The 23,666-nt window shown below is 69.2% G+C and carries 20 protein-coding genes; 12 read left to right on the forward strand and 8 right to left on the reverse strand.

Annotated elements, in window-relative coordinates:
* The coding region (locus tag VM681_02020) for a class I tRNA ligase family protein (GenBank protein HVL86777.1) at positions 1-147 on the reverse strand (147 nt) is incomplete at its 3' end.
* Positions 148-209: 62 nt separating this feature from the next.
* Between VM681_02020 and VM681_02025 the strand changes: the two genes are divergently transcribed.
* The gene (locus tag VM681_02025; GenBank protein ID HVL86778.1) at positions 210-461 is read left to right on the forward strand and encodes a hypothetical protein; all 252 of its coding nucleotides are present in this window, start codon (positions 210-212) and stop codon (positions 459-461) included.
* A gap of 4 nt (positions 462-465) precedes the next feature.
* Here the strand turns inward: VM681_02025 and VM681_02030 are convergent, their stop codons facing one another.
* Positions 466-651, reverse strand: coding sequence for a hypothetical protein (locus VM681_02030; protein ID HVL86779.1), 186 nt, complete (start codon positions 649-651; stop codon positions 466-468).
* A gap of 121 nt (positions 652-772) precedes the next feature.
* Here VM681_02030 and VM681_02035 point away from each other — a divergent pair, with 121 nt between their 5' ends.
* From VM681_02035 to VM681_02080, 10 genes are all read left to right on the forward strand, one after another.
* Positions 773-6,859 carry a choice-of-anchor X domain-containing protein gene (locus VM681_02035; GenBank protein ID HVL86780.1) on the forward strand — a complete coding sequence of 2,029 codons (6,087 nt, stop codon included), beginning with the start codon at positions 773-775 and terminating at the stop codon, positions 6,857-6,859.
* Positions 6,856-7,473, forward strand: a complete 618-nt coding sequence (locus VM681_02040) for a zinc ribbon domain-containing protein (GenBank protein HVL86781.1) — start codon at positions 6,856-6,858, stop codon at positions 7,471-7,473. Before VM681_02035 ends, VM681_02040 begins: the two co-directional genes overlap by 4 nt.
* A 60-nt stretch (positions 7,474-7,533) precedes the next feature.
* Entirely contained in the window at positions 7,534-9,621 is a 2,088-nt protein-coding gene (locus VM681_02045; GenBank protein HVL86782.1) for a hypothetical protein, read from the forward strand.
* A gap of 4 nt (positions 9,622-9,625) precedes the next feature.
* On the forward strand, positions 9,626-10,195 hold the full coding sequence (locus VM681_02050; GenBank protein HVL86783.1) for a hypothetical protein: 570 nt from the start codon (positions 9,626-9,628) through the stop codon (positions 10,193-10,195).
* A 14-nt stretch (positions 10,196-10,209) separates the two neighbouring features.
* Positions 10,210-10,470 (forward strand): phosphoribosylformylglycinamidine synthase subunit PurS, encoded by a 261-nt coding sequence (gene purS / locus VM681_02055; GenBank protein HVL86784.1) that lies wholly within the window; start codon positions 10,210-10,212, stop codon positions 10,468-10,470.
* Positions 10,471-10,472: 2 nt separating this feature from the next.
* Positions 10,473-12,791, forward strand: coding sequence for a phosphoribosylformylglycinamidine synthase subunit PurL (gene purL / locus VM681_02060; protein HVL86785.1), 2,319 nt, complete (start codon positions 10,473-10,475; stop codon positions 12,789-12,791).
* Positions 12,788-13,621 (forward strand): phosphoribosylformylglycinamidine synthase subunit PurQ, encoded by an 834-nt coding sequence (gene purQ / locus VM681_02065; GenBank protein HVL86786.1) that lies wholly within the window; start codon positions 12,788-12,790, stop codon positions 13,619-13,621. The genes purL and purQ overlap by 4 nt, the downstream gene beginning before the upstream one ends.
* Complete coding sequence (gene endA, locus VM681_02070; GenBank protein ID HVL86787.1) at positions 13,618-14,682, forward strand: tRNA-intron lyase; 1,065 nt, start codon at positions 13,618-13,620, stop codon at positions 14,680-14,682. Before purQ ends, endA begins: the two co-directional genes overlap by 4 nt.
* Positions 14,683-14,773: 91 nt before the next feature.
* Positions 14,774-16,624 carry a hypothetical protein gene (locus VM681_02075; protein HVL86788.1) on the forward strand — a complete coding sequence of 617 codons (1,851 nt, stop codon included), beginning with the start codon at positions 14,774-14,776 and terminating at the stop codon, positions 16,622-16,624.
* A 48-nt stretch (positions 16,625-16,672) separates the two neighbouring features.
* On the forward strand, positions 16,673-17,215 hold the full coding sequence (locus VM681_02080; GenBank protein HVL86789.1) for an acyl-CoA thioesterase: 543 nt from the start codon (positions 16,673-16,675) through the stop codon (positions 17,213-17,215).
* Between the two features lie 214 nt (positions 17,216-17,429).
* Here VM681_02080 and lysS read toward each other — a convergent pair whose 3' ends face one another.
* From lysS to purN, 6 genes are read right to left on the reverse strand one after another with little or no spacing between them, the layout of a single operon-like run.
* Complete coding sequence (gene lysS / locus VM681_02085; protein ID HVL86790.1) at positions 17,430-19,040, reverse strand: lysine--tRNA ligase; 1,611 nt, start codon at positions 19,038-19,040, stop codon at positions 17,430-17,432.
* A 1-nt stretch (position 19,041) separates the two neighbouring features.
* Entirely contained in the window at positions 19,042-19,383 is a 342-nt protein-coding gene (locus tag VM681_02090) for a hypothetical protein (GenBank protein HVL86791.1), read from the reverse strand.
* Positions 19,380-19,847 (reverse strand): hypothetical protein, encoded by a 468-nt coding sequence (locus VM681_02095; GenBank protein ID HVL86792.1) that lies wholly within the window; start codon positions 19,845-19,847, stop codon positions 19,380-19,382. The genes VM681_02090 and VM681_02095 overlap by 4 nt, the downstream gene beginning before the upstream one ends.
* 40 nt (positions 19,848-19,887) lie before the next feature.
* Positions 19,888-21,084: a dihydropteroate synthase gene (folP, locus tag VM681_02100; GenBank protein HVL86793.1), complete on the reverse strand. Its 1,197-nt coding sequence runs from the start codon at positions 21,082-21,084 to the stop codon at positions 19,888-19,890.
* Positions 21,081-22,409: a folylpolyglutamate synthase/dihydrofolate synthase family protein gene (locus VM681_02105; protein ID HVL86794.1), complete on the reverse strand. Its 1,329-nt coding sequence runs from the start codon at positions 22,407-22,409 to the stop codon at positions 21,081-21,083. The genes folP and VM681_02105 overlap by 4 nt, the downstream gene beginning before the upstream one ends.
* Positions 22,406-23,056, reverse strand: coding sequence for a phosphoribosylglycinamide formyltransferase (gene purN, locus VM681_02110; GenBank protein HVL86795.1), 651 nt, complete (start codon positions 23,054-23,056; stop codon positions 22,406-22,408). Before purN ends, VM681_02105 begins: the two co-directional genes overlap by 4 nt.
* Positions 23,057-23,169: 113 nt before the next feature.
* Between purN and VM681_02115 the strand changes: the two genes are divergently transcribed.
* Positions 23,170-23,664 (forward strand): HEAT repeat domain-containing protein, encoded by a 495-nt coding sequence (locus tag VM681_02115; GenBank protein HVL86796.1) that lies wholly within the window; start codon positions 23,170-23,172, stop codon positions 23,662-23,664.
* The last annotated feature ends 2 nt before the right edge of the window (positions 23,665-23,666 follow it).

Genomic DNA, 23,666 nt, shown 5'->3' on the forward strand with positions numbered 1-23,666 from the left:
GTAGGCCCGCTTCTTCACCATCTCGAGATAGTGCGGGGCAAAGAGGTTCCAGACGAAGCCGCGCACGCCGTTGGCTGCGCGGAAGAAGTCGTACGCGGCGTACCCTGCCAGGGCCTCGTCGATCGTGCGGTTGAGCTCCGCTAGGATCCACGCGTCCCACGGCGCAAGGCGTTCGGGCCGCGCTCGCGCTGCTTGCTCCGATCACGCCGTTGTTCGCCGACACCGTTTGGGACGGCGTCTACGGAGGCGACGCGCACGCGCAGCGGTTCCCGCGGCCGGTCGAGGGCGTTCCGGACGAAGCGCTCAAGGCCACCGAGCCGATCGTCGCGTTCAACAGCGAGGTCTGGAAACGGAAGAAGGAGGCGAATCTCCCACTCAACGCCCCCATCGCCGGCGTTCCGGTCCCGCCGGAGCTTGCGGCGTTCGCCCGCGTTCTCACCGAGATGCACACGCTGCAATGAGGATTCAGGGGGGCTTGCCCCGCCTGGGGGTCGTGGCGGCGTCCTCGATCGGTGCCTCGACAAGCTCGAAAGGCGTGGGCGTCGCCATCAAGCGATTCAAAATCTGGTCGTAAGTTTCGCCTTTACGGCCGAGGCTCTTGAGCTTGTCGCGAGTCGCCGGTAAGAGCGGAATTGTGGTGAACTTGCTCATAGATGCACATTTGCGTTCCATGTCATAACAATTGTGATGCCGATGATAATCATGAATGGCGTTTGAGGCTCATTCCAGAACCATTAAGTACGTAGCATTCTGTCCGGCGGCCTGAACCGGTATGAGTCACGGCCGCGTCGCCAAGAGCTCGGACCTCGATTTCCACTCGATCCTGTGGACGGGCGCGGCCTTTGCCGGAACCGTTCTGCTGCTCGTGGCGCTGTCGCCTGCCGCCTCGGCAACCCATGAGGCGTCGCTCGTACAGCCCTACGAGTCGAACCTGTCGGTTGGCTCCGGCGCCCAATCCTTGGTCTTCCAAGTGACAAGCGACGCGGGCGGAAGCACCGGTTGGGTCAACTTCACCGCGCCGTCGGGGTACACGGTCCACTCCGCGAACGAAACGAGCGGGAATTGGATCGTCCAGTCGGTCTCCTCGAGCGCGGTCGTCTTCCGCAACGCGACGGTCTTCAACGGCGCCGGGACGTTCGGGTTCACGATCAACGCGTCGGCGACCGCCTTCAACAACGACCTCCACGACAACTGGACGATCAACGTCACGAACGTGAGCATCGACGACACGGTACAGTTCAACGGCACGTCCTTCCGACGGAACGTTGGTTTCTCGGTGGCCGCGGTGAATCCCGACGTCCGCATCGACGCGAGCAACCTTCCGATCGTCTTCAACGTCTCGATCGGAAGCGGCCAGAGTGGGAACCTTTCGGAGCTTGTCTTCCGTCCGACGACCGACTACACGCTCCGGACGGGCGCGGGCAACGAAGGCATTCCGCCGACGGGCTGGACGGTGGACGCGGCGGCAAGCAACGCGAACCAAGTCACGTTCCGCGCCTCGTCCGAGGAAGCCCGGCTTCGCCGGGCGGGCTTTGCACTCTTCACGGTGAACGTATCTTCCGTCGCTCCGCTCACCCAGGACTCCACGGACACGTGGACGGTCGTCGGCAACCACAGTATGAACCGTTTGGCGCCCGGGCTTGGCATCTTCAACGCGACAGGGACCACGACGACGACGCGGCACGTGTTTGCCATCGAGGAGTTCGCGATCCTCTCGCCGGGATACGTCAAGGACAACCACTACGGAGGAGCCGAGCAGGGAACCGCCTACACCGTTCGCGTCACCGCGAAGAACCTGCATCCGACGATCTCGCTGCCCGTTACCGTCCAAGTGGTGAGCAGCCAGGGCGTGACCGCGAACACGAGCTCGACGATTAACGTTCCTGCCACATTCTCGCATTCCTTTACGTTTGCTCGCAATGCCGGCATCACGGTCGGTACCGAAACGCTCGTCGCCTTTGCCAATTCGACCGGTGGCTCGTCCACCGACCGCACGCTTGCGCTGCCCATCATCCACCTCGACACAACAAAGCCGGAGTTCCCCATCACGAGCGTGCCAACCCTCGTGTGTTGGTCCGCGGGAGCTCCCGCCTATTCCTGTAACGACCCTAGTGTCCGTAACGCGCTCCCCAAAGGGACAGCCGTGAACGTCTCCTTGTTCGTGCGCGACAACGTAGAAGTCAACGCCACGAACGTGTTCGCGTTCGTCACGTTGCCCAATCGCACGAGCCTCAATCTTGTCGGGTCCTTGGTCGAGCAGCGTGTTGCAACTTGTTTCGGTTGCAACCCGACCAACAACGGAACATACGCGAACAACTCCACCTATTTGGAGGCCGGCACTTACAAGGTCTCCTTCGTGGCCTTCGACCGCCACCTTCGCAACTCGAACACCTCGTCCGAGATCACCTTCAAGATCCTCGACGAGGACGCTCCCACGCTCCAAAGCTTCTCCGTGATCGGTCCCCGAGCGCCGCGCTTTGCCGTCCGCGGCGACTGGATCAACGTCTCCCTCAACCTCTCGAACGACTACGCCGAGCAGATCGCGCCCGTCCGTCTCGACTTCTTCAATACGACCGGCGCGCTCTGGCACTCTGTGGACGTCACGTCCAGCCGCAACAAGACGACGAACACGACGAGCGAATTCTGGTTCAACCTCACGATCCCGCCCACCGAGCAGGGGTCCCGCATCAACTTCACGATCAACGCAAGCGACGGGGCGGGCAACTGGCTTGCAAACGCGGGCGGCGCGCTCGCGACGATGCAGTACTTCGACATTCCCCGCTGGTCCGTCGACATCCAGGGATCGACGCCCATCGTGCGGACGGGCGCCAACGGCACGATCGTGACCTTCCCGGTCTTCCTGTACAACAACGGCAGCGAGGCGGACAGCTTCTATCTCACGTTCAACTACTCGGCGAGCCGGCCGACGCTGCCGTCTGGGCTGACCGGCGGATGCATTGCCAACCCCAACACTTGCCGATGGAACATTACGCACGCTGGCTTCCTAGCGGCCGCGGATAACCCGCCCCAGCCTGTTCACAGCAACGTTACTTTCTTCCCGGCCTCTTCGAGCATGGTCTTGCGGGCGGACTCCGGCGCGCAAACCGGCTCACACCGCCTCAACGTCACGACCTCGGCTTCGGGCACCAACGACACCACGCACGAGAACGCGCGACGCTTGATGTTCTTCGTGAGCGTGTCCCTCAACGCTTCGTTGGACGGCGGCGACTTCCTGCTCTTTGACGTCGTGGCCCGCTCGCGCAACGCGACGATCGAGAACGCCACTTGGCTTGACCTCGTCACCGACCGCCTCCAGGTGAACGTGAGCGCCGAGTTCACGGGGGGTCTCTCGTGGGCCGGGAACACGCCGCGAGGGCCGCCCAGCCAGGTCACGCAAACGCAGTCCGATCCTATCCTTGGCAACCAGATGGTGAAGTGGCAGTTCAACGGGCAACTCGCCAACGGCGGCAACGGTCCCGACAACGTGCAGCTTCTCCTCGACTTTGGCCGCGGCAACGGCACGCTCTTCAGCCGGCGCACGGACCTTTTGACGTCGGACTTCGTCCACGAGTTCGATCTCGACGGCGTGCCAGTTCCCAACGGCCAAGTCACGATCGCCAAGGGAGGCAGCGCCCGCATCGGCGTCAACATCACCGTCCCCGACAAGATGCGCGCCTTGGACCGCGTCAACTTCAACGTGACCGCCCGCAGCCTGCAGAACGCCACGGGCGCAGGCACGTACGTGGGCTTCGGGACGGCGACGTTCCCGGTGAGCGTGAACGTCACGACGCTCAACCGCACGAACCTCACCATCCTCGGATCGCTCGATTCGAAGTCCGTGCAGCGGACCGTCGTTCCCGACGGCACGGTCTCCGTCACGCTGCGGGTGAAGAACTCGGGCAGCTGGCCCCCGTCGGGTCCCGCAACGACCAACTTCTGGATCCACAACGCCATCCTGGTCAACCAGACGGCGGGCGGCAACTGGAGCGTGCGAACGTCCGCCGGCGGCAACCTCTCGAACGTCACCGGTCTCATTCCGGGCCAGTTCGTGGACGTCGTGTGGGAGTTCAGGGCGCCCGAGAACGCGACGGCGGGCTCGTTTGCCAACTTCACCTTCAACACGTCGATCATCGGAACCCGCGTGGCGACGTCGTTTGACACGGTCACCGTGAACGTGTCGGTGGTCCAGTCGAACCTGACGGTGTCGGACGTCTCGCCGACCCCGCTCACGGCGACGTACAACGGCACGAACGTCGTGAACTTCACCGCCCAAGTGGGCATCTTCGGGTCGCGGACGCTCACGAAGGTCCAGCTGAACGTATCCTATCCGGGCGGCTCGATCGGCCCCTTCAACATGATCCCGGTTGGGTCCTCGGGCCTCTACTACTACCTGTGGGGACCGCTCAACCGCACGGGAGTCTTCACGGCCCACGTGTACGCGACGTCGAACCTCTCCGAGCAGGTCGAGTCGACCAACCGCGTGACCTTCCGCATCGAGGAGCCGAATCCCGAGAACCCGACGGTGGTCGCCTCCTCCCTCGGGCCCAACGGCCAATCGTTCGAATTCGATCCGGACGCGGGCATCGCGATCCAGGCCGACGCCTTCGACAACTTCGAGGTGGCCCGGGTGGGCGTCGTCCTGTCGAAGGGCGGCGTGACGTACTTCAATGCGACCATGTCGACATCCTCCACCTTTGCGAACAAGAGCGGGACCTACCGCTGCGCCTGGATGGGCGGGCCCGCCTGCGGCGTCCTCAACACGAGCGTCACGCACGCGTTCCTCACGGGTTGGTGGAACTACACGATCTTCGCGGTGGACGCGATGAACCAGTCGGTCGTCTCCCAGACGGCGAGCTTCAACGTGACCGACGGGACGCCGCCGACGGTCCGCAGCCTGACCTTCCACGGCTACCCGCAGGGCATCGTGGCCTACGACGTGCCGATCAACATCAGCGCGTTTGTGCGGGACAACATCCCCGGAAACCTGGACCTCTTGACGGTCCGCTTCACGGTCTCGCGGGTGAACGGAACAAGCCAAGTCTACAACGTGGGCGCCAACCGCAGCGGCGACACGTTCTGGCTGAACCTGACCTTCAACGCCTCGCAGGCCGGCTCCTACGTGCTCAACGTTTCGGCCTCCGACGGGCAGGGGCGCCTCGCGTGGAACGTGTCGTCGTTCCAAGTCGCCGCGAACGTGCCGCCGTCCTTCACGAACTTCCGACCCGGCTCCGTCGGCAACGCCACCCCCGTCATCGAGGTCGATGTCCTGCACCCAAGCGTGTCGAGCTCGGGCATCGTCTTGCGCGTGGACACGGGATCGGGCTTCCAGGTCCGTACGCCCGCGGTGACGACGATCCCCGGCGGCCTGCGGCTGGCGTACGCCTTCGGCCCGCCGTCGGGCAACCTCCACAACCAGCTCGTCCGCGTGAACGTCACGGCCACGGACGCCACGGGCCTTTCGTCCTCCGCGGACTTCGAGTTCCGCGTGGACCACCGCCCGCCGGAGCTCTCGGCGGCCTGCGCGGTGATCGGCCTGGGATGCGAGCCCGTCGGCACCGCCCGTCCGGTCGGCCTGCACACGCCCATCCGGATCGGCGCCGCGGAGAACGCGTCCCAGACGCCCGTCTCGGGCGTCGCGAGCGTGCAGTACAAGGTGATTCCCTTCTCCGGCGGCCAGTCGCCCACGTGCGGGGCCACCGGGTACACGGCCATCTCCGGGACGACCGGGACCCTCACGCTCGACGCCGCGCTGCCGGCCAACCAGCGCGCGGATGGCGATTATCTCCTGTGCCTGCGGGCCGAGGACGGCGTGGGCAACGTGGCGCTGCCGCCGACGGCCTCCCAGTCCTCGGCCGTGCTGCGGCTCAAGACGTCCGGTCCCGTGTTCGGCTCGCACGCCGTGACGGCGGGCAGGACCGTCACGGTGGACGTCCTGTCCACGGACGTCTGCGCGGTGCGCTTGCGGGTGGGCGAAGCCCCGACCGGGCCCTTCCCCACGATCGTGCCGCTCACGCGCGCGACCGCGGCCGGCACGGCCTGGAGCGGCCAGCTGCCCGACCGGGACGAGACGTTGTACTTTATCCTCGAGGCGGAGGACTGCATCGGCAACTCGAGCGAGAAGCGCGACGACAACGGCCAGGCGTTCCGATTCGATTCGACGAACCGGGCGCCGGTCCTCGCCCTCGCGCGCCCGGCCGCCAACGCCACGCTTTCCGGCGTCGCGACGATCGCCTGGAACGCCACGGACGCCGACCAGGACGTGCTCACGTTCTTCGTCGTCGCCGAGGGTCCCGGGGGCGTCGTCTCGATCGCCAACAACACGGCGCTGCGATCCGTGACCTGGAACACGACGGCCGTGGCCAACGGCGTGTGGGTGATCGGCGTCACCGCAAGCGACGGGCAGCATCTCGTGAGCGTGAACGTCACCGTTCGGGTGAGCAACGAGCCGCCCGTGATCGACCAGGCCGGGGTGGATCAATCCGAGATCACGGAGGGAGGCTCCGTGCTCCTGACCGTACGCCTGCGCTCCGGCGTGAACGCGACCTCCGTCCAAGCCATCGTAACGGGCGGCGGGCAGCAGCAGACGATCGACCTGTACGACGACGGCACGAACGGGGACTCCACGGCCGGCGACGGAATCTGGTCGGTGATCTTCACGCCCGGGCAGAAGGGCACCCACACGGTCGACGCGGTCGTGACGCTTGCAAGCGGCGAGGTCCAGACCGTGCGCGGCGTCGCCACCTTCCGCGTCGCGGACGGCGCGCCCTCGCTCCTGGGCAACCTCCTGCTGCTCCTGTTCGTCGCAAGCGCGACCGTGGCGCTTGCGGCCTACGGCGCCTTCGTGAGGTGGCGGCCATGATGGAAGCCCAAGCCGCGCCGACCGGCCTTCGCGCCTGGCCCGCGCAGCGGCGGCGCAGCGCAAGCCTCGGCGTGCTCGTCGGCGTGATCGCCATCCTGGGCGCCTCGCTCCTGGCGGCCCTTGTGATGCCCGCGCAGGCGCAGCTCCTGCTGCTCGCCTTCACGGTGGCCGTGCTGGCGCTCTTGGCCTTCCTCATCGTCCTCTTCGCCACGACGCCGCACGCGCTGCCCGAGGCCGGCCTGGGCGGAGGGCTCCCGGCGTCCGCCGGGGAGTCGTATGCGCAGACGATCACCCTCAAGTGCGGCAACTGCGGCACCATCTTCGACGTTCGGGACCTTGGCACGCGGCCTCTCCACCACACGTGCCCTGGCTGCGGGGCCGAAGGCGTCCTTCGCGAGGAGGACGAGCTTGCCGCGCCGCCGCCTGCGCCGCAGGCGCCCTCGTCCATGGCCGAGCGCGCCGCGTCGCGCCCGGCGGGCTCGGTCGCACCGGCGGTCAAGGCCTTGCGCTTGCGCTGCAAGGGCTGCGCCACGGTCTTCCGCGTGGACGACACGGGGGAGCGGCCCCTCAAGCACCGGTGCCCCGGGTGCGGGGCCGCCGGCATCGTGCGCTAGTCCGCCCACGCTGCGATCTCGGGAGAACCGCCAAGTAGCGGGGCTGGCGCTGCCCGGCGCATGGGACGCACTTCCTTCGCCCGGGCCCTTGCCGTCGCCACGATCGTCCTTGCCGGTTCCTTCCCGGGACTGGCGCAAGGCTCGTCCCCGGAGGTGGAAGTGGACGTCCACGCCGCCGAGCTTCGGGTTCGCGTGGTCGTCCGGCTTGCCGACCCCGGGCCGGCCGCCCTCCTGGCGCGGCTTGTCGCCAACGCGACGGGCGAAGCCGACGAAGTCCGCCACGAGGTTCCAGCCGGGCCGGCCGGGCGATCCGTCGAGGCTTGGCTTGCGGCCCTCGACGGGCCGGGGGACTACCGGCTGCTCGCGGAGATCCTCTCGGGCGGCGAGCGCACGGTCCACAAGCGCGACGTCCACGTGCCGCGAACCGAGGAAGGCCACGCGGAGGCCCGCGCGCAAGTGACCGTCGAGGAGCCGCACGTCGAGATCGTCCTCACAAACGACGACGTGAACCGGCCCAAGAACAAGACGGCGGGCTCGGCCGTCGTGACGCGGGCTCGGGTGCGTGGCTCGCCGTCGCTTGGCATCGACCACGTCACGGTGGAGGTGTTTCGTGAAGGCCTGCTCGTCGAGCATGAGCGCATCCCGGTCGACCCAGCCTCCGCCGACGTCGCGCTGGAGCACCGCTACGAACGCTCGCCCCTGCGCGAGGGAAGCTACGTCCTGCGGATGCGGGCGGGCTCCGCGTCCGTGGACAGAACCTTTTCGATCGTGCCCTCGAAACCCGCCGGGCAGCTTTCGCTCGATACGACGACGCTCGTTCCGGATCGCGCGGCGGCCCTGCGGGGGTTCGTCTCCGTCGCCAGCCGGAACTTCGGGAGTGGCCCGCTGGACCCCGAGTCGGCCGCGCCGTTTGCCAAGCTCGAGGTCAAGCTCTGGTCCGGCTCGCGGTTGGCCTCCGAGCCCTTCGAGCTTGCGGTTGAGCAAGCCTTGCGATCCTCGGTGTGGGGCAACTGGACGCTCTCCGATCGAACGCACCGGGCGGCGGGCTACCGCGTCGCGGACGGATTGGGCCTGCTCGATCTGCCCTTTGCCGTCCACGTGCCCGCCGCCGCGCGGGCCGGCTTCTACCGGGCGTCCGCCTACGTGGACGGTACCCTCGTCGGATCGGCGACCTTCGAGCTCCTGCCCGTGCCCCGGCTGAAGGCCGTGCGCCTGCCCGCCGGCGCCGAACCGGGTCAAACGATCGCCCTGTCCGTGGATGGCGATCTTTCGACCGCGCAGTCCTTGGCCGTCGAGCTCCTCGACGCGAAGACGGGAAGCGAGCTCGTCGCGTGGACGGTGAACGCGTCGAACGCTTCGCTCTCCGTCGCGCTCCCCGCACCGCTTCGCGCCGGGCCCGCCCTCGTCCGCGTGTCCGCCTTTGGGCCCGGCGGCGTGCTCGTCGAGTCGTCCGACGGAACGGTGCTCAACCGCGCGCAAGCCGCCCTCTCCATCCTGGATGCGCCGCCGCGCGTGGAGGTGGCGCCCGCACGGAACCTGGACCGGGGCGTGTGGCCCGTGGCGCCCCGCCACTTCGAGGCGGTCGTGAACGCCTCCGATCCCAACGGCGACCTGCACGATTCCCCCCGAGCGCGGATCCTTGCGCCCGACGGGACGCCGACCGGCTGGAACCTCACGCACGATGCCACGAGAGGTTCCGTGCGATTCGAGGTCCCGGCCCTGGCGCGTCATGGACGGTACCAGCTTGAGGCCGAGGCGGTCGACGCTTCGGGCCGCCGCGCGACGGCCTTGCGCCCGTTTGAGGTGGGCCCCGTCCTGCGGCTGGCCGCCCGGATCGAAGAGGGGCCGGCGCGGGCCAGCGCGGCCGGTACCGCCAACTGGACGCTCCTTGTCCAAAACCTCGGGAACGTCGATCTGCCTCGGCTGCACGTGGACGTTCGCGTCGGAAACGTTTCCGCCAATGGCGCGGTCCGAGTGGCCGGGACGAACGAATCGTGGAGCCTCGTGAACGGGCGCGCCGTGATCGCGCTGCCGGGAACCTTGCAGCCGCACGCCGACGTTCGACTGGTCGTCGAGCCGACCTTGCGCGGGATCGCCGCCGGAGCGCACGAACTGCGCATCCGCGTGGTAGCGCCGATGGCACGGTGAGCTTGTGCGATTGCCTTTGGCCGCGCTTCTTGTGGTTGCCTTCCTGCCGTCGGCAAGCGCCTTTGCCGTGCTGGGGATCGACGGGGCGTCTTGCGAAGGCGATTTCGAGGTGGTCCTGCTCGTCGACGACGAAGTCGTCGTGCGCGTGGAGACGGAAGACCGCCAGGAGGAGCGCGCGCTTCGTCCGGCGATCGAGGACGGCCGACCGGTCGCCCGGCTTCTGCTCTGGGACGACGAGGCTCCCGTTTGGCTCGTGGAACTTGGCGAGGTGGAGACCGGCGTCGAGATCGAGACGCTGTCCTGCCAGGAAACGGCAGCCCACGATCGGGCGGGATCCGAGGCAAGCGTGGACGCCTCGTTGCGTCGGCAGCATTCGCACGGTCAGGGTCTGCACGCCACGGCGCCGGCGGACGAACGCGACCTTGCGCGCCCGTCCGGCCCGCCGCCCAGCGGCGACAGGACCGCGCCCAACGATTCCCGCGCAGTCGTCCCGTGGCCCTCGCCCGGGCTCACGGCCGCGGCGTTTGCGTTTCTGGCGCTCGCGAGCCGGCGCTGGCTTTATAAATCGGCCTAGGTTCTTACCCGCCGATGACGCCCACGTTCCGAGCCGGGATCCGTGTTGCCTTGAAAAAGGGGGTCACCGACCCCGAGGGCAAGAGCACCCACAAGGCGCTTGAGCTCCTCGGATTCCGGGACGTGCGCGGTGTCGCGGCCGAGCGCCTGTATGCGGTCGAGCTTGCCGCCCGGTCGGAGGAGGACGCCCGAAGGCAAGGCGACGAGATCGCGCGGCGGCTTCTGGCCAACCCGGTCATCCACGAGTACACGATCACGGTCGAGAAGGTGCGCTAGGGATGGTCCAGACGAGTCTCCTGCGCACCGAGCCGCCCGTGGCGCGCATCCACATCGGCGCGGCAAGCGCAAAGGATCTGGAGGAGCTCTCCGCCAAGGCCGGGCTTGGCCTCTCGGTCGAGGAGATGCTCGAGATCCAGGCCTACTACCGCAAGGTCGGCCGCGAGCCCACGGACGTCGAGCTGCAGGCGCTCGGGCAGGCGTGGAGCGAGCATTGCTGCTACAAGTCCTCGAAGCCGGTCCTGCGGCGGCACGTGTACGGCATCTGCGAGGACCGCATCCTCTGTCGCGAGGATGCGGGTGTTCTTCCCTTCGACGACGAGCACGTGTACGCCGTCAAGATGGAGAGCCACAACCATCCGTCGGCCATTGAGCCGTACGGCGGCGCGGCCACGGGCGTGGGCGGCATCGTCCGCGACATCCTTTGCATGGGAACCCAGCCCATCGCGCTCGTCGATCCCCTCTTCTTCGGCCCGCTTGACCTTCCCGCCGACGCGCTGCCCCGCGGCGTCAAGCACCCGCGCTACCTCTTCTCCGGCGTCGTCTCCGGCATCCGCGACTACGGAAACCGCATCGGGATTCCCACGGTCGCGGGGCAGATCGTCTTCCACCCCGGCTACACGGCCAACGTGATCGTGAACGTGGGCTGCGTGGGCATCGGCCGGCGCGAGCACCTCGTCCACTCCTCGGTGAAGCAGCCCGGGGACAACTACGTCCTCGTGGGCGGCCGGACGGGGCGCGACGGCATCCACGGAGTGACCTTCGCGAGCGCGGACCTCTCCGAAACGAGCGAGGAGGAGAGCCGAAGCGCCGTGCAGCTTGGCGATCCCATCACGAAGGAGCCGGTCATCCACGTTTGCCTCGAGGCGGCGCGCCGCGGGCTTCTCCACGGCATGAAGGACCTGGGCGGCGGCGGCCTGTCGTGCGTCGCGGGCGAGATGGCCCTTGCCGCAGGGCTTGGCTGCGAGATCCGGCTCGACCGCGTCTCCACGAAGGAGCCCGGCATGGCGCCGTGGGAGATCTGGGTATCCGAGAGCCAGGAACGCATGATGCTTGCCGTCTCGGACGCGAACCTCGACGAGGTCCTCGCCATCGCGGCCAAGTGGGACGTCGAGGCGACCGTCATCGGGAAGGCGACGCGCGAGGAGCGCATCCGGGTCTTCTGGCGCGACACGCTTGTGCTCGACATGGACCTGCCGTTCATCTACGAAGGCCCCGTCTACGAGCGTCCCAAGTCCCCGCGTCGGATCGCCACGGTCGACGAGGCTCCCCCCGAGGCGAAGGACTACACGAAGACGCTCGAGCGCATCCTCGCGTCGCCCAACGTCGCGTCGAAGGAGCTCGTCATCCGCCAATACGACCACGAGGTGCGCGGGCGCACGGCCGTGAAGCCCTTGCAAGGGCGCGTGGGCCGCTACGGCCCGGGCGACGCGACCGTGATGAAGCCCCTGGACGAGAGCTGGCGGGGCCTTGCCGTCACGACGGACGTGAACCCGTACGTCACCGAGCTCGACCCCTACTGGGGGACGGCCTGCGCCGTGGAGGAGTCGCTGCGAAACCTCGCAAGCGTCGGCGCGCGCCTGGACTCCCTCACCGACAGCCTCAACTTCGGCAACCCCGAGCGCCCCGAGCGCATGTGGGAGATCGAGGAGTCGGCCCGCGCGCTGGGCGACGCCGCCCGCGGCCTCTCGATCCCCTTTGCCAGCGGCAACGTCTCCCTGTACAACGAAAGCCACCTCGGAAGCGTTCCCCCCTCGCCCGCCATCCTGGCCGTCGGCATCGTGAAGGACGTGCGCCACGTCGCCACGACCGACCTGAAGGAGACGGGGAACACGCTCTTCCTCGTCGGCGAGACGAAGGCGGAGATGGGCGGCAGCGAGTACTACCGCGTGGCCGGGGGCAGCGGCGGGACCGTCCCGCGCGTGGCCTGGCCCGCCTCCAAGCGCGCCGCGGACGCGGTCGTGTCGGCGATCGAGAAGGGGCTCGTGCGCGCCTGCCACGACGTCTCGACCGGCGGCCTCCTCGCCTGCGTTTCGGAGATGGCCATGGGTGGCGACCTTGGCGGGAAGATCGCGCTACCCGGAACGCTTCGGCCCGACGTCGAGCTCTTCAGCGAATCCAACACGCGCTGGGTGATCGAGACGGACGCGCCGCGCAAGCTCGAAGCGCACTTCAAGGGCAAGGCGCCCGTGCACCGCCTCGGGCGCGTGGGTGGAAAGGCCGTCGTCGCGACGGCGGGACGCCGGACGCTCGCGAAGATTCCCGTGGCCAAGGCGCGCGAGATCTGGTCCACGGCGATCCCGCGGATGGTGATCGGATGAAGCGCTCGGAGATCAAGGTCGCCGTGCTGCAGATCGAAGGCAGCAATTGCGAGGAGGAGACGGCGGCCGTCTACCGCCACCTGGGCGCGCAGGCCGAGATCGTGCATCTCAACCAGCTTGCGGGCGACCGCGTGCGCGTCGAGGACCGTCGGCGCCTTGCGGACTACGACGTCCTCATGCTCCCCGGCGGGTTCTCGGCGGGCGACTACGTGCGCGCCGGCGCCATCTTCGCCGCGCGGCTGAAGTCGGCGCTTCGCAAGGACCTCGAGCAGTTCATCGGCTCCGGCAAGCCCGTGGGCGGCTTCTGCAACGGCTTCCAGATCCTCGTCGAGCTCGGGGCGCTGCCCGGACTTTCGGGCCCCATCGCCGATTCGCCCGAAGCCGTGCTCCACATCAACGACAGCGCGAAGTACGAATGCCGACCGACGCTTCTTCGGTACGAGGGGAGCCGCTGCCGCTTCACGTCGGAGCTTCGGCGCGGCAAGGTCCTCTCGATCCCAAGCGCGCACGCCGAGGGCAAGCTCCTGTTCCCTTCGTCGCGCGACGCGGCCATGCGGCGCAAGCTTCGGGAGAACGGCCAGGTCGTGTTCCGCTACGTCGACGACAAGGGCAAGCCCGGCAAGTACCCCTGGAATCCAAGCGGGACGCCCGACGGCGTCGCCGCGCTCACGAACCCGGCCGGCAACGTGTTCGGCATGATGCCCCACCCCGAGCGAGCGTTCTTCGGCTGGCAGCATTCCGACTGGACGCGCGGGCGCGACCCGGCGGGCCCCGGCGACGGCCGCGCGCTCTTCGAATCCGTCCTGCGCGCGGCGGAGAGGGCCAAGTGAGCGCGAAGGCTCCCGCCGCACGGGGGGAGCTCCGGGGAAACCGGGTCCTCGTCGCCGACGAGGCGCAGGGGGCAAGCCTCTACAACAAAGGCGCCTTCGGCGTTCCCCGCTCGGGCGGAGGCGTCGACCTGTCGCTCCTCGAGGCCGCGTTCCTGGCCGAGGAAGGCCGGCTGTCCGTTCAGGACGGAGGCGCGCGCCGCGCGCTTCCGGAACTCTTTGAGATCGCCTCGCGGCTTGTGCCCGAATTCGAGACGCGCTACCTCGTCTACCGCGACCTCCGCAAGCGCGGCTACGTCGCGGCGGCCGCGCGCGACGGGCGCGAGTTCCACCTGCATCCCCGCGGGGGCTTCCCCGGGCGCACCGCTCCCACGCACGTCGTGTTTGCCATCGAGGAACGAGGCACCTTCGAGACGCTTGAGGTGCTGGAGGCGTGCCGCGAGGCGGCGCGACGCTTGCGCAAGGTCCTGCTCGCCGTGGCCGACGAAGAGGGCGATCTCACCTACTACGAGGCGGGCCTCGCCGAGCTTGCGGGGAAGGCCCCTGGCGCCGGGGTCGAGCTTCCGGCCGGTTCCGAGGGGGTCCTCGCGGCCGGGCGGGTGGGCGTGTGGGACTCTGCCGCCCAGGAGGCCTTGGCGCGCGGCGCGTTTGGCAACGCCGTGGGTCCCGTGCGCTGGCTGTCGCTCGTGGAGGCCGCCTGGCTGGCCGGTCGTGGACTTGCCGTGCGCGACGCGGTGACCGGAAGAGCCCTCTCCGCCGAGGGTCTGCGAGCGCTCGCCGAGAAGTCTCAATCCGATTTCCCGCTACGTTACCGTGCTTACGACGCGCTTCGCAAAGCCGGCCTTGTACCCAAGACGGGGTTCAAGTTCGGCACACATTTCCGCGTGTACCGCGGGGACCCGGCGACCGACCACGCGCCGTTCCTCGTCCACGCGCTCACGGAAGGCGCAAGCCGCCCCTGGCCGGAGGTCTCCGGGCCCGTGCGCCTGGCCCACGGCGTCCGCAAGCGCCTGGTGTTCCGCGTGGGGGACGATTGGCTCGAGCTTCGCCGCGCCCGACCGTAGGCATCGAAGCCGATCTGCCGAGAAACCTTATGAAGCCCCCAGCGGCTCGGCGGCCCCGTTCGGCCGGGGTGAGCCGACGGGAGGCGTTCGCATGCTCTCGACCAAGCGCGCGTTGGCGGTGTTGTTCGTGATGGTGCTCGTGGTGCCCTACGTCCCGCTGGGCGAGACGAAGCCGGGCATGGGCGTCCACTTCGGCTTGGGACACGTCCCAGCCGGATGCAACACGAGCTTCACCGGTTCGACGCCGCGCTTCACCGACGGCTGCTACCACATGCGGACGAACCTCAACCACCTCGACACGCCCATCCTCGACGTCCTCCTCGTCCCGCCCGCCACGACGTACCCCGAGCGCGACCTTCGCACCATGCGCCAGGCCATCGAGATGTGGCGCGACGGCATCCATTACCTCGCCCCGCAGATGGGCCTCGATTGGCTGCTTGCCGTCGAGTTCAACATCTTCGTCGACGACGAGACGCTCACCACCGATCCCCTGTGGGATCCCGAGATCGTGGTCGTCGTCACCAACCCCGCCGGCGGAGCGGGCATCGGAATCGACCCTCTTGGCTTCCGCGCCCCCTGCCGCGGCGCAAACCCGCTCGCCTCCCTCGAAGCGTGGCAGGCCCTGCCCGGCTTCGACAGCCACCACCAAGGGCACGGCGGCACGTACGTCGAGGAATGCCCCGGCGGCGGCACGACCTGCTACGCCGTGAACGGCGCGATCGACCCGGTGCCGGGCACGATCGACTTCTTCGGCCTCTACGACCTCGTCGCGCACGAGGTCGGGCACTGCCTGAGCGTGGGCCACGTCGGCGACGCGCTCGACCACAAGGCAAACGCCGTCCCGTCCGCCGACATCATGGCCTACGCCAACCAGGCCTTCAACAAGTGCGTCTCCACGCTCGACGTCGAGGCGTTCGCTCTGCGCATGAGCCGCTTCCTGCTCCCCCGCCCGCTTGTCGCCAACCATGAGGACGGGCCCGGCGGCCAGTTCCAGATCCAGCACCCCGCCGACCACTACTACGCCTCGCCCACGGGTCTTGCGAAGGATTGCCCGCAGCCCGCCGAGCGCCTGCAGCAGATCGGCGGGACGGGCAGCTTCACGCCGTCAGGCGGCGTCCAGCGCGCGCCCCCGCGCATCGCGATCGCAAGCCACGTCGACGGCGCCACCGTCGCCGCCGGACCGATCGAGCTTGCCGGAACCGTTCGCTACAACGTGAGCGGTCCGGGCGCCCCCGACGGCTCGGTGCTCGGAAACGGCGCCTCCGGCCACCCCCACGGTCGCGTCGCGACCACGGTGAGCCTCCAGGATTCCGGAATCCCGCCCAACACGTTCTTCCCTCAGCACTCGTCCTTTGGCGTCCGAACCAACACGGGACGCACCTTCACGCTTCCCGTCGCCGAGCCAAGCGAGGTCACGATCGACCTGCGCTGGTTTGGGAACCTCGGCGCGCTGGACGACCTCGACCTCTACGTGACGGGCGCGGCCGCCAAGAGCTCCACGCAGGGCTTCACGACCTCCGAGCGCGTCGTCCTCCCGAACGTTCCGGCGGGCACGCTTGCGATCCGCGTCGATCCCTACCAGGTGAACGACCCGCTCTTTGGCGTGCGCTACGAGCTCGTCGCCGACGTGCTTCCCAAGGCGCTTTCGCCCACCGACCAGGACGGCGACGGCGTCGCCAACGCCTCCGACGCCTGCTCCAACACCGCCTTTGGCGTCCCCGTCACGTCCGATGGATGCCCGATCGCCGGCTACGACGAGCGCGTCGTCGTGCTCGCAAACGGCGTCGTCAAGGCCGTCCAGGCCGTCAACGGAAACGGCGGCGCCGCGTTCAACCGCACGGTGGACCTCACCGGCCTCTCCGGCTCCGTCGAGGTCATGGCCGTTTGGTACGACGGAAACTGGATCGTCGCGAGCCGCACGATCACGCTCGTCGTCGCCTAGCGCGCAAACGCGTGCTTTAAGCCCGCGGCCCTCCATTGCGCGCCCGCCATGGACCGCCTCGCGCCCAAGCCCGTCTCCGCAAGCAAGAGCGAGCTTACCGAGCAGGTGCTCCCCGGCGAGGCCAATCCGCTCGGGTACCTCCTTGGCGGTCGCGTCATGCACCTCATGGACATCGCCTGCGCCATGGCCGCGCTGCGCCACTGCCGCCGTCCCGTCGTGACGGTCTCGGTCGACAAGCTCGACTTCCGCCACCCGGTCAAGATCGGCCACTTCATCATCCTGAAGTCGAGCGTGAACTTCACCGGCAAGACCTCCATGGAGGTGGGCGTCAAGGTCGAGAGCGAGGACCCGCTCACGGGCGAGCGGTGGCACACCTCCTCCGCGTACTTCACGTTCGTCGCGTTGAACCAGTTCGGCAAGCCCACCCCCATCCCGGCCGTCGTCCCGCAGACGCCCGAGGAGAAGCGCCGCTTCGCCGAGGGAAAGGCGCGCTACGAGGCGCGGCGCGCCGAGCGCGAGCTTCGCACCGCCGCGCGCGGGACGGGCGGATCGGGCGAGCTTCCGCCGCGCGGCAAGAGGCGGGGGCGCTAGCCTGCCCACGTGCGGATGCCCGGACGCGAAGCTCCACCTTGCCGGATTCCACGTCGAGCCCGACCTTCGCCACGTCGAGGTCCGCTACCGCTGCGCAAGCTGCGGGCGCGAGGTCGCGGCGACGTATCGCGAGCACGTTACGCGCCTTCGCGAATCCTAGCCGAGAACGCGCGCATACGAATGTATACAGACGTATACTTACGTATACATCGGCCTAGCCGGCGGCCGCATCCTGCAGCCGGCGCGCGACGAAATCCCGCTCTAGGCTCGCCAAGAAATAGCCGGCGCGCGGTCCTCGCGGCTGCCCGAGGAACGCCTTGTACACGACCTCGAAACCTTTCTTCCCCGGAAGACCGGCCTTCTCGGCGGCCGCGTAGACGGCGTCGTGGACGGCCTGCGGCTCCCACGCGACGGCGGAGAGCGCTTGGGCAAGCGTCGCGGCGAGGCGCCGGTCCGATTCGTCCAAGCCGCGAGCAAGCGCCGGCGACCAGTCCCCGTGCAGCGTGAACTTCCACTTGTCGGGCGCAAAGGCGGAGAGCCAGTACGCGACGTGCCGCACGCGGCTTTGCAGCCACGCCTCGTCCCGCGCGTCCAGGCGCACGCCCTGCCGCTCCTGGAGCACGCGGCGGATCTGCGCGAGGGGATCGCGCGTGTGCCGGTTGGCCTGCCAGAGGATGGCGAGGTTCTGCCAGGAGATGGCCGGGTGCGTGTGGTCGCGCGTCATGGGATGCTCCGGTTCGGAGAGCTCGATCACGCGGTCGAGATCCTCCATGTCGGGCCGCCGGTCGTCCTTGCCGAACTTGGCGCGGTCCCACGCGTCGTATTCGTCCACGAGCGTGGCGACGCCGTCGCCCGGGTCGAAGTCGATGTGCTTGGACGGGTGGGGGCGCATGAGGAGGAAGCGCAGCACCTCGGGCGGCGTCATCTTGAGCATGTCCGTGGCCGCGACCGCCGTGCCGGTGCTGCTGTGCATGGCGCCTACGCCTTTGAGCTGGATGAACTCGTAGACCGTGCGCGCCGGCGGCTGGCGTCCGTACACGTCGCGAACGATCTCCACGCCCGTGTCCCAGCTCGACCCGGCGGCCGCGTGGTCCTTTCCCATGGCCTCGAAGGTGACGCCTAGGAACCACCAGCGCGCGGGCCAGTCGACGCGCCAGGGCAGCTTGCCGCCGCCGCCTTGGCGGACGTCCTTGCGGCCCTCGTGGCCGCACGCCTTGCACGCGTACTCGACGTACGGCGTCTCGTAGAGGAGAGGCACGGGGCCGTTGAGGCGCCGGCAGCGCTCGCATTGCACGTTGAAGGGAAGGTAGCTCTCCGGGATCTTGCCCTCGCGCTTGGCGACTCGCACGAGGATGTCGCGGATCGCGGTCGTCCGTTCGAGGGCGCGCAGGGTCGCCTCGACGTAGTCGCCGCGCTCGTACATCTCGTGGGCGAGCATCACGCGCGGCCGCACGCCAAGCTCCGAAAGCGCTTGGAGGAAGGGCTCGAGGAAGTGGTGCGCGTAGCTCGGATGGCAGCGGGCGGGCTTTCCGTCCGGGCCCGGGCACGGAATCTCCGAGAGCGGCTTTCCCACGTGCTCCTCGTACGTCCCCTTGTCGAGGAAGGGGTACACCTTTCGGAGGGGATCGTACGTGTCGCCGATGTACAGAAGCTCGGAGCGCGCGCCGCGGTCCAAGAGCGCGCGGTGGACCGCGTCGGTCGTGAGCACCTCGCGCATGTTGCCCACGTGGATGGGCCCCGAGGGCGTGATGGCCGTCGCCAGCACGTGGGGTCCCGCGCTTTCGTCCGCGACGTCGCGGGCGAGCACGTCGGCCCAATGGACCACGCTAGCGCACCTGCCGCTCCAGGATCTCGATTCGCTTCGCGAGCGCCTGGTCGTGCCGCTTCATGTCGTCGAGCCGCTCGCGTACGTCGCCGAGCGTCTCGAGAAGCTCGCGCTCGAAGGCCGAGAAGCCGCGCGTGGAGAGGATGCGGTGGGCAAGCAGCATGCCCACGAAGACACCGCCCAGCGCCGCGAGCACGGTGACGGCGAACACCTGGAAGACGTAGTTGAGGAGGAGCAGGAAGACGCTCTCGACCGTCACGACGCCCGTCGCGGTGAGCGCGACGGCGGCAAAGGCCAGGCCCACGAGCGCAAGGAGCGCGAGGTACGCCTTGGGAAGGCTCACGGCTCGTCCCCCCGCTGGAGCAGGCGCTCGTGGGGAAGCGTCAGGTTGCGCCACTCCCCGTAGGCGGTGCCGTTGAAAAGGCGCGTTTCGAGGAGCCGAGGCGAGGCCGTCTCGTTCAGGCGAAGGTACGCGGCGAAGCTCCAGGAGAGCGTGCCGTCGTCCACGGTCACTTCGACGTGCCCGGCCGAGGTTTCGAGAACGGCATCGAGGGCGTAGGCTTGGCGATGCGCGCGCACGGTCTCGTTCTCGAGGCTCACGTTGATCCAATCGTACCGCACGACGGCGTGCTTGGCGTGCACGTAGAGCTGGAGCGTGCCTGCGTGCGATCGATCGACGAGCAGGGCCGGCGGGAGGGACGATCCCGGAAGGCCCGGACCTGGCGCCGTTGGGCCGGCGCAGCCGGCCAGCACGAGGAACAGAAGCGGCGCGGCGAGAAGGAAGCCGGCGCGGGGCCGATTCGACATCGTCGCCGAATCCCTTTCCCGTCTTAAAGGGTTCGCCGTCCTAGGGCCGACGGATTTCGACCTCGGAATGGTCGGCGGGTCCTCCAAAAGGAGGGTGGGGCTTGCGCACGCGCACGACGACGCGCGAGGCCGGCAGGTCGGAGATCGAATCGGCGATGCGCTCGGCGAGCGCCTCGAGCAGCACGTACTCGCGCTCCTGCGCGGCGGCGCGCGCACGGCGGAACACCTCGGCGTAGTCGGGCGCGTCCTCCAGCCGATCCGAGCGCCCGGGCCGCCGCAGGTCGGCGTAGAGGTCCACGTCGACCGAGACGTCGTGGCCAAGCTTCCGCTCTTCCGGTAGGTGGCCGACCTTCGCGTGGAAGCGCATGCCGCGCACGCTGATGCGGTCGAGGGAGGGCTCCCGGCCGCCGCGCTCGGCGAGGAACGCCTCGGCGACCTTGCGAGCGTCCACGGCCGCCGCGACGTCGTGCGTTCGGACCACGCGGGCTCCGCGCTCGATCGCAAGCGCGGCGGCCGCGACGCCGGCGTGCACGCGCTCGTGCACGTCGCGTCCCGTGAGGAACCCGAGCATCGACTTCCGGGAGAACCCCACGACAAGCGGTCGTCCGAGGCCGGCAAGCTCCGGGAGGCCCCGCGCAAGCGCAAGGTTGTGCTCGGTCGTCTTGCCAAAGCCAAAGCCCGGGTCGAGCGCGATCGCCTCGCGGCGCACGCCCGCGGCGACGGCGGCGTCGGCGCGCGAGCGAAGGAAGGACGCCACCTCGGCCACGACGTCCCCGTACCGCGGGTCCTCCTGCATGGTTTGGGGCGTCCCCTGCAGGTGCATGAGCACGAGCGCGGCCCGATGCTTGGCCACGACGCCGGCCATGCCCGGGTCCGCGAGGCCCGACACGTCGTTTACGATCGAGGCGCCCGCCGCAAGCGCCCGCTGCGCTACGTCGGCCTTTCGGGTGTCCACGGAAAGCGGCACGCCCGCGTCGCGCAGGCCCTCGAGGACGGGCGCGATGCGGCTCCACTCTTCTTCGCGGGAAACGGGCTTGGCGCCTGGCCTCGTCGACTCGCCGCCGACGTCGAGGAGGTCGGCGCCCTCGGCCACGAGCCGGCGGCCCAGCCGGACGGCGTCCTCCGCGCTTGCGTACCGACCTCCGTCGGAGAAGGAATCGGGCGTGACGTTGACGACGCCCAGGACGAGCGCGCGTCGCGACAGGTCGAAGGCCGTGGAGCCCACGCGCCAGATCATCGCCGTTCCGGACGCGAAGCGGCGATATCTAGTCGTCGGTCGCCAAGGGGCCGGTCGCGCAGCGACGCGAGGATGGCGCCCACGAAGTACAGGGACCCGGTGGCCACGACGGTGCCGCCGTCCGAGCGGGCAAGACGGCGCGCTTGGTCGAGCGCAAGCCGCGGGTCCTCCACCACGTCCGTCGCGATGCGGCCGCGCGTCCGGGCGGCAAGCTCCGCCGCCGGAAGGCCACGCGGGCCGGGGGCGGTCGAGGCGACGAGGCGGCTGCCGCGCGGCACGAGGCGTTCGAGCACGGAGTCCACGTCCTTGTCCTTGAGGATGCCAAGGACAAGCACCGCGGGCGAAAGCTCGTAACGATCGAGGAACGCGCCCAGGCGCGCCGCCGCGTCCGGATTGTGCGCGCCGTCCAGGAGCGTGAGCGGGTCCCGATCGCAGACGTCGAGCCGTCCGGGCCACCGGGCGCGCGCGAGTCCTGCGGCCAGAGCCTCGCCGTCCACGGGAAGCGCGGATCGTGCGCCTTCGAGCGCGAGCATGGCAAGGCCGGCGTTCTCGACCTGGTGGTCGCCCAGAAGGCGCGTGGAGAAGAGGCGGCGCTTTCCGCCCCACCGCGCCGTGAAGCGCTGCCCGTCGAGCGTGCCCCCTTCCGGCCGAAGCGCAAGCTCGTCCACGTGCCGCACGGGCGCGCCCACGCCACGCGCGGCGTCGGCGAGCACGGCGAGGGCGTACCCGCGCGCGGCGGTCGCAAGCGGGACTCCGGGTTTGAGAATGCCGGCCTTCTCGCGCGCGATGGACGGCACGTCGGGTCCAAGCACGTCCGTGTGCTCGAGGGTCACGTTCGTGATCACCGTCGCGGCCGGGCGCGCGATCGCGTTCGTCGCGTCCAGTCGGCCGCCGATTCCCACCTCCACGACGGCCGCCTCCACGCGCTCCTCCCGGAAATGGTGGAGGGCAAGCGCCGTGAGAAGCTCGAAGTAGGTCACCTCGCCCACGCGCGAGCGGGCGGCTTCGAACGCGGGAAGGATCGCCTCCATGCGCCCGGCGAAGACCGCCGGCGCGATGGGCGCGCCGTCGACCTGGATGCGCTCGGAGAAATCCACGAGATGAGGAGACGTGTACAGGCCGGTCCTGCGGCCGGAGGCCCGAAGCGTCGCGTCCAGGAACGCGCACACGCTTCCCTTGCCGTTCGTGCCGCCGACGTGCACGATGGGATACGCCCGGTCGGGATGGCCAAGCTCCGACAGGAGGATCTCAATCGCGTCGAGCCGAAAGTTGGCGCGCCACGCCGACAGCGACTCCAGGAGCGCGCGAGCCTCGCCGATGTTCACGGTTCCACCGGCGGCGAGCACAGCGTGGATCCGGGGGAGGAAGGCGCATCCTTCACGCGCACCTGGCGCCCGCGAACCTCGAGGCGCCCCTGCGCGAACCACCGGACGACCTGCGGGTAGAGTCGGTGCTCCTGCGCGATCACGCGGCGGGCGAGCGTTTCCTCCGTGTCGTCGGCGAGCACCGGTACGACGGCCTGCGCCACGATGGGCCCGGCGTCGACGGCCTCCTCCACGAAGTGGATCGTGCAGCCGGACACCTTCGCGCCGCCGAGGAGGACGTCCCGATGGGCGCGCGCGCCCGGAAAGGCGGGGAGGAGCGACGGGTGAACGTTGAGAAGGCGCCCGGCATAATGACGCACGAAGACGGGCGTGAGGATGCGCATGTAGCCCGCCAGGCACACGAGGCCCACGCTCGCCGCGTCCAGGCGCGCGATCATGTCGCCTTCGTGCTCCTCGCGCGAGCGGCCCGCGGGGTCCACGAAGGCGGACGGCACGCCCGCCCGGCGCGCCCGATCGAGCGCGTGGGCGTCGCGCTTGTCGGAAAGCACCATCGCGACCCTTCCAGGCACGCGTCCCTTGGCGCAGGCGTCCAGGATGGCCTGGAGGTTCGAGCCGCTGCCGGAGGCCAGGACGCCGATGGCAAGCATCGCGCGGGCAGCGCGCCTTCGGAGGAAAAAGGTTCCGCGGGGACGCACCCGCCCGACGCCCGCGAGCGGGACGGGCGCGGCATTGAAATAGTCCTTGGCGAAATTGCCCCGTCATGTCGCGCGCCGCCGAGGACCTTCGCGCCCCCCGACCGCCCGTGAGCGCCGCCGGAACCGTCGATCCCGCGCCCGCGGCGCCCGAGACCGACGTCCGCGCCCTGCGCGACAGGCTTCTCGACGTTTCGCGTCCCATGTTCGACCGCTTCCAGGCGATCTTCGCGCTTCGCAACCTCGGGACGGACGAGGCGGCCGTCGCGCTTGGCGCGGGAATGGTCCGGGACGCAAGCGCGCTCCTTCGCCACGAGTGCGCGTACGTGCTTGGCCAGATGCAGCGCGAAGCCGCCATCCCTTTCTTGGTGCAAGCCGCGCGCTTCGACGCAAACCCCATGGTCCGGCACGAGGCGTGCGAGGCGCTTGGCGCCATCGGGACGGACGAGGTGCTTTCGGTCCTGCGCGAGATCGGCCGGACCGACGCCGCCGTCGAGGTGCGCGAAAGCTGCGAGGTCGCGCTCGCGCACATCGCCTACCTTCGCGACCCCGCCCGCTTTTAGGG

This window comes from Candidatus Thermoplasmatota archaeon (assembly GCA_035541015.1).
GTDB lineage: Archaea > Thermoplasmatota > SW-10-69-26 > JACQPN01 > JAIVGT01 > DATLFM01.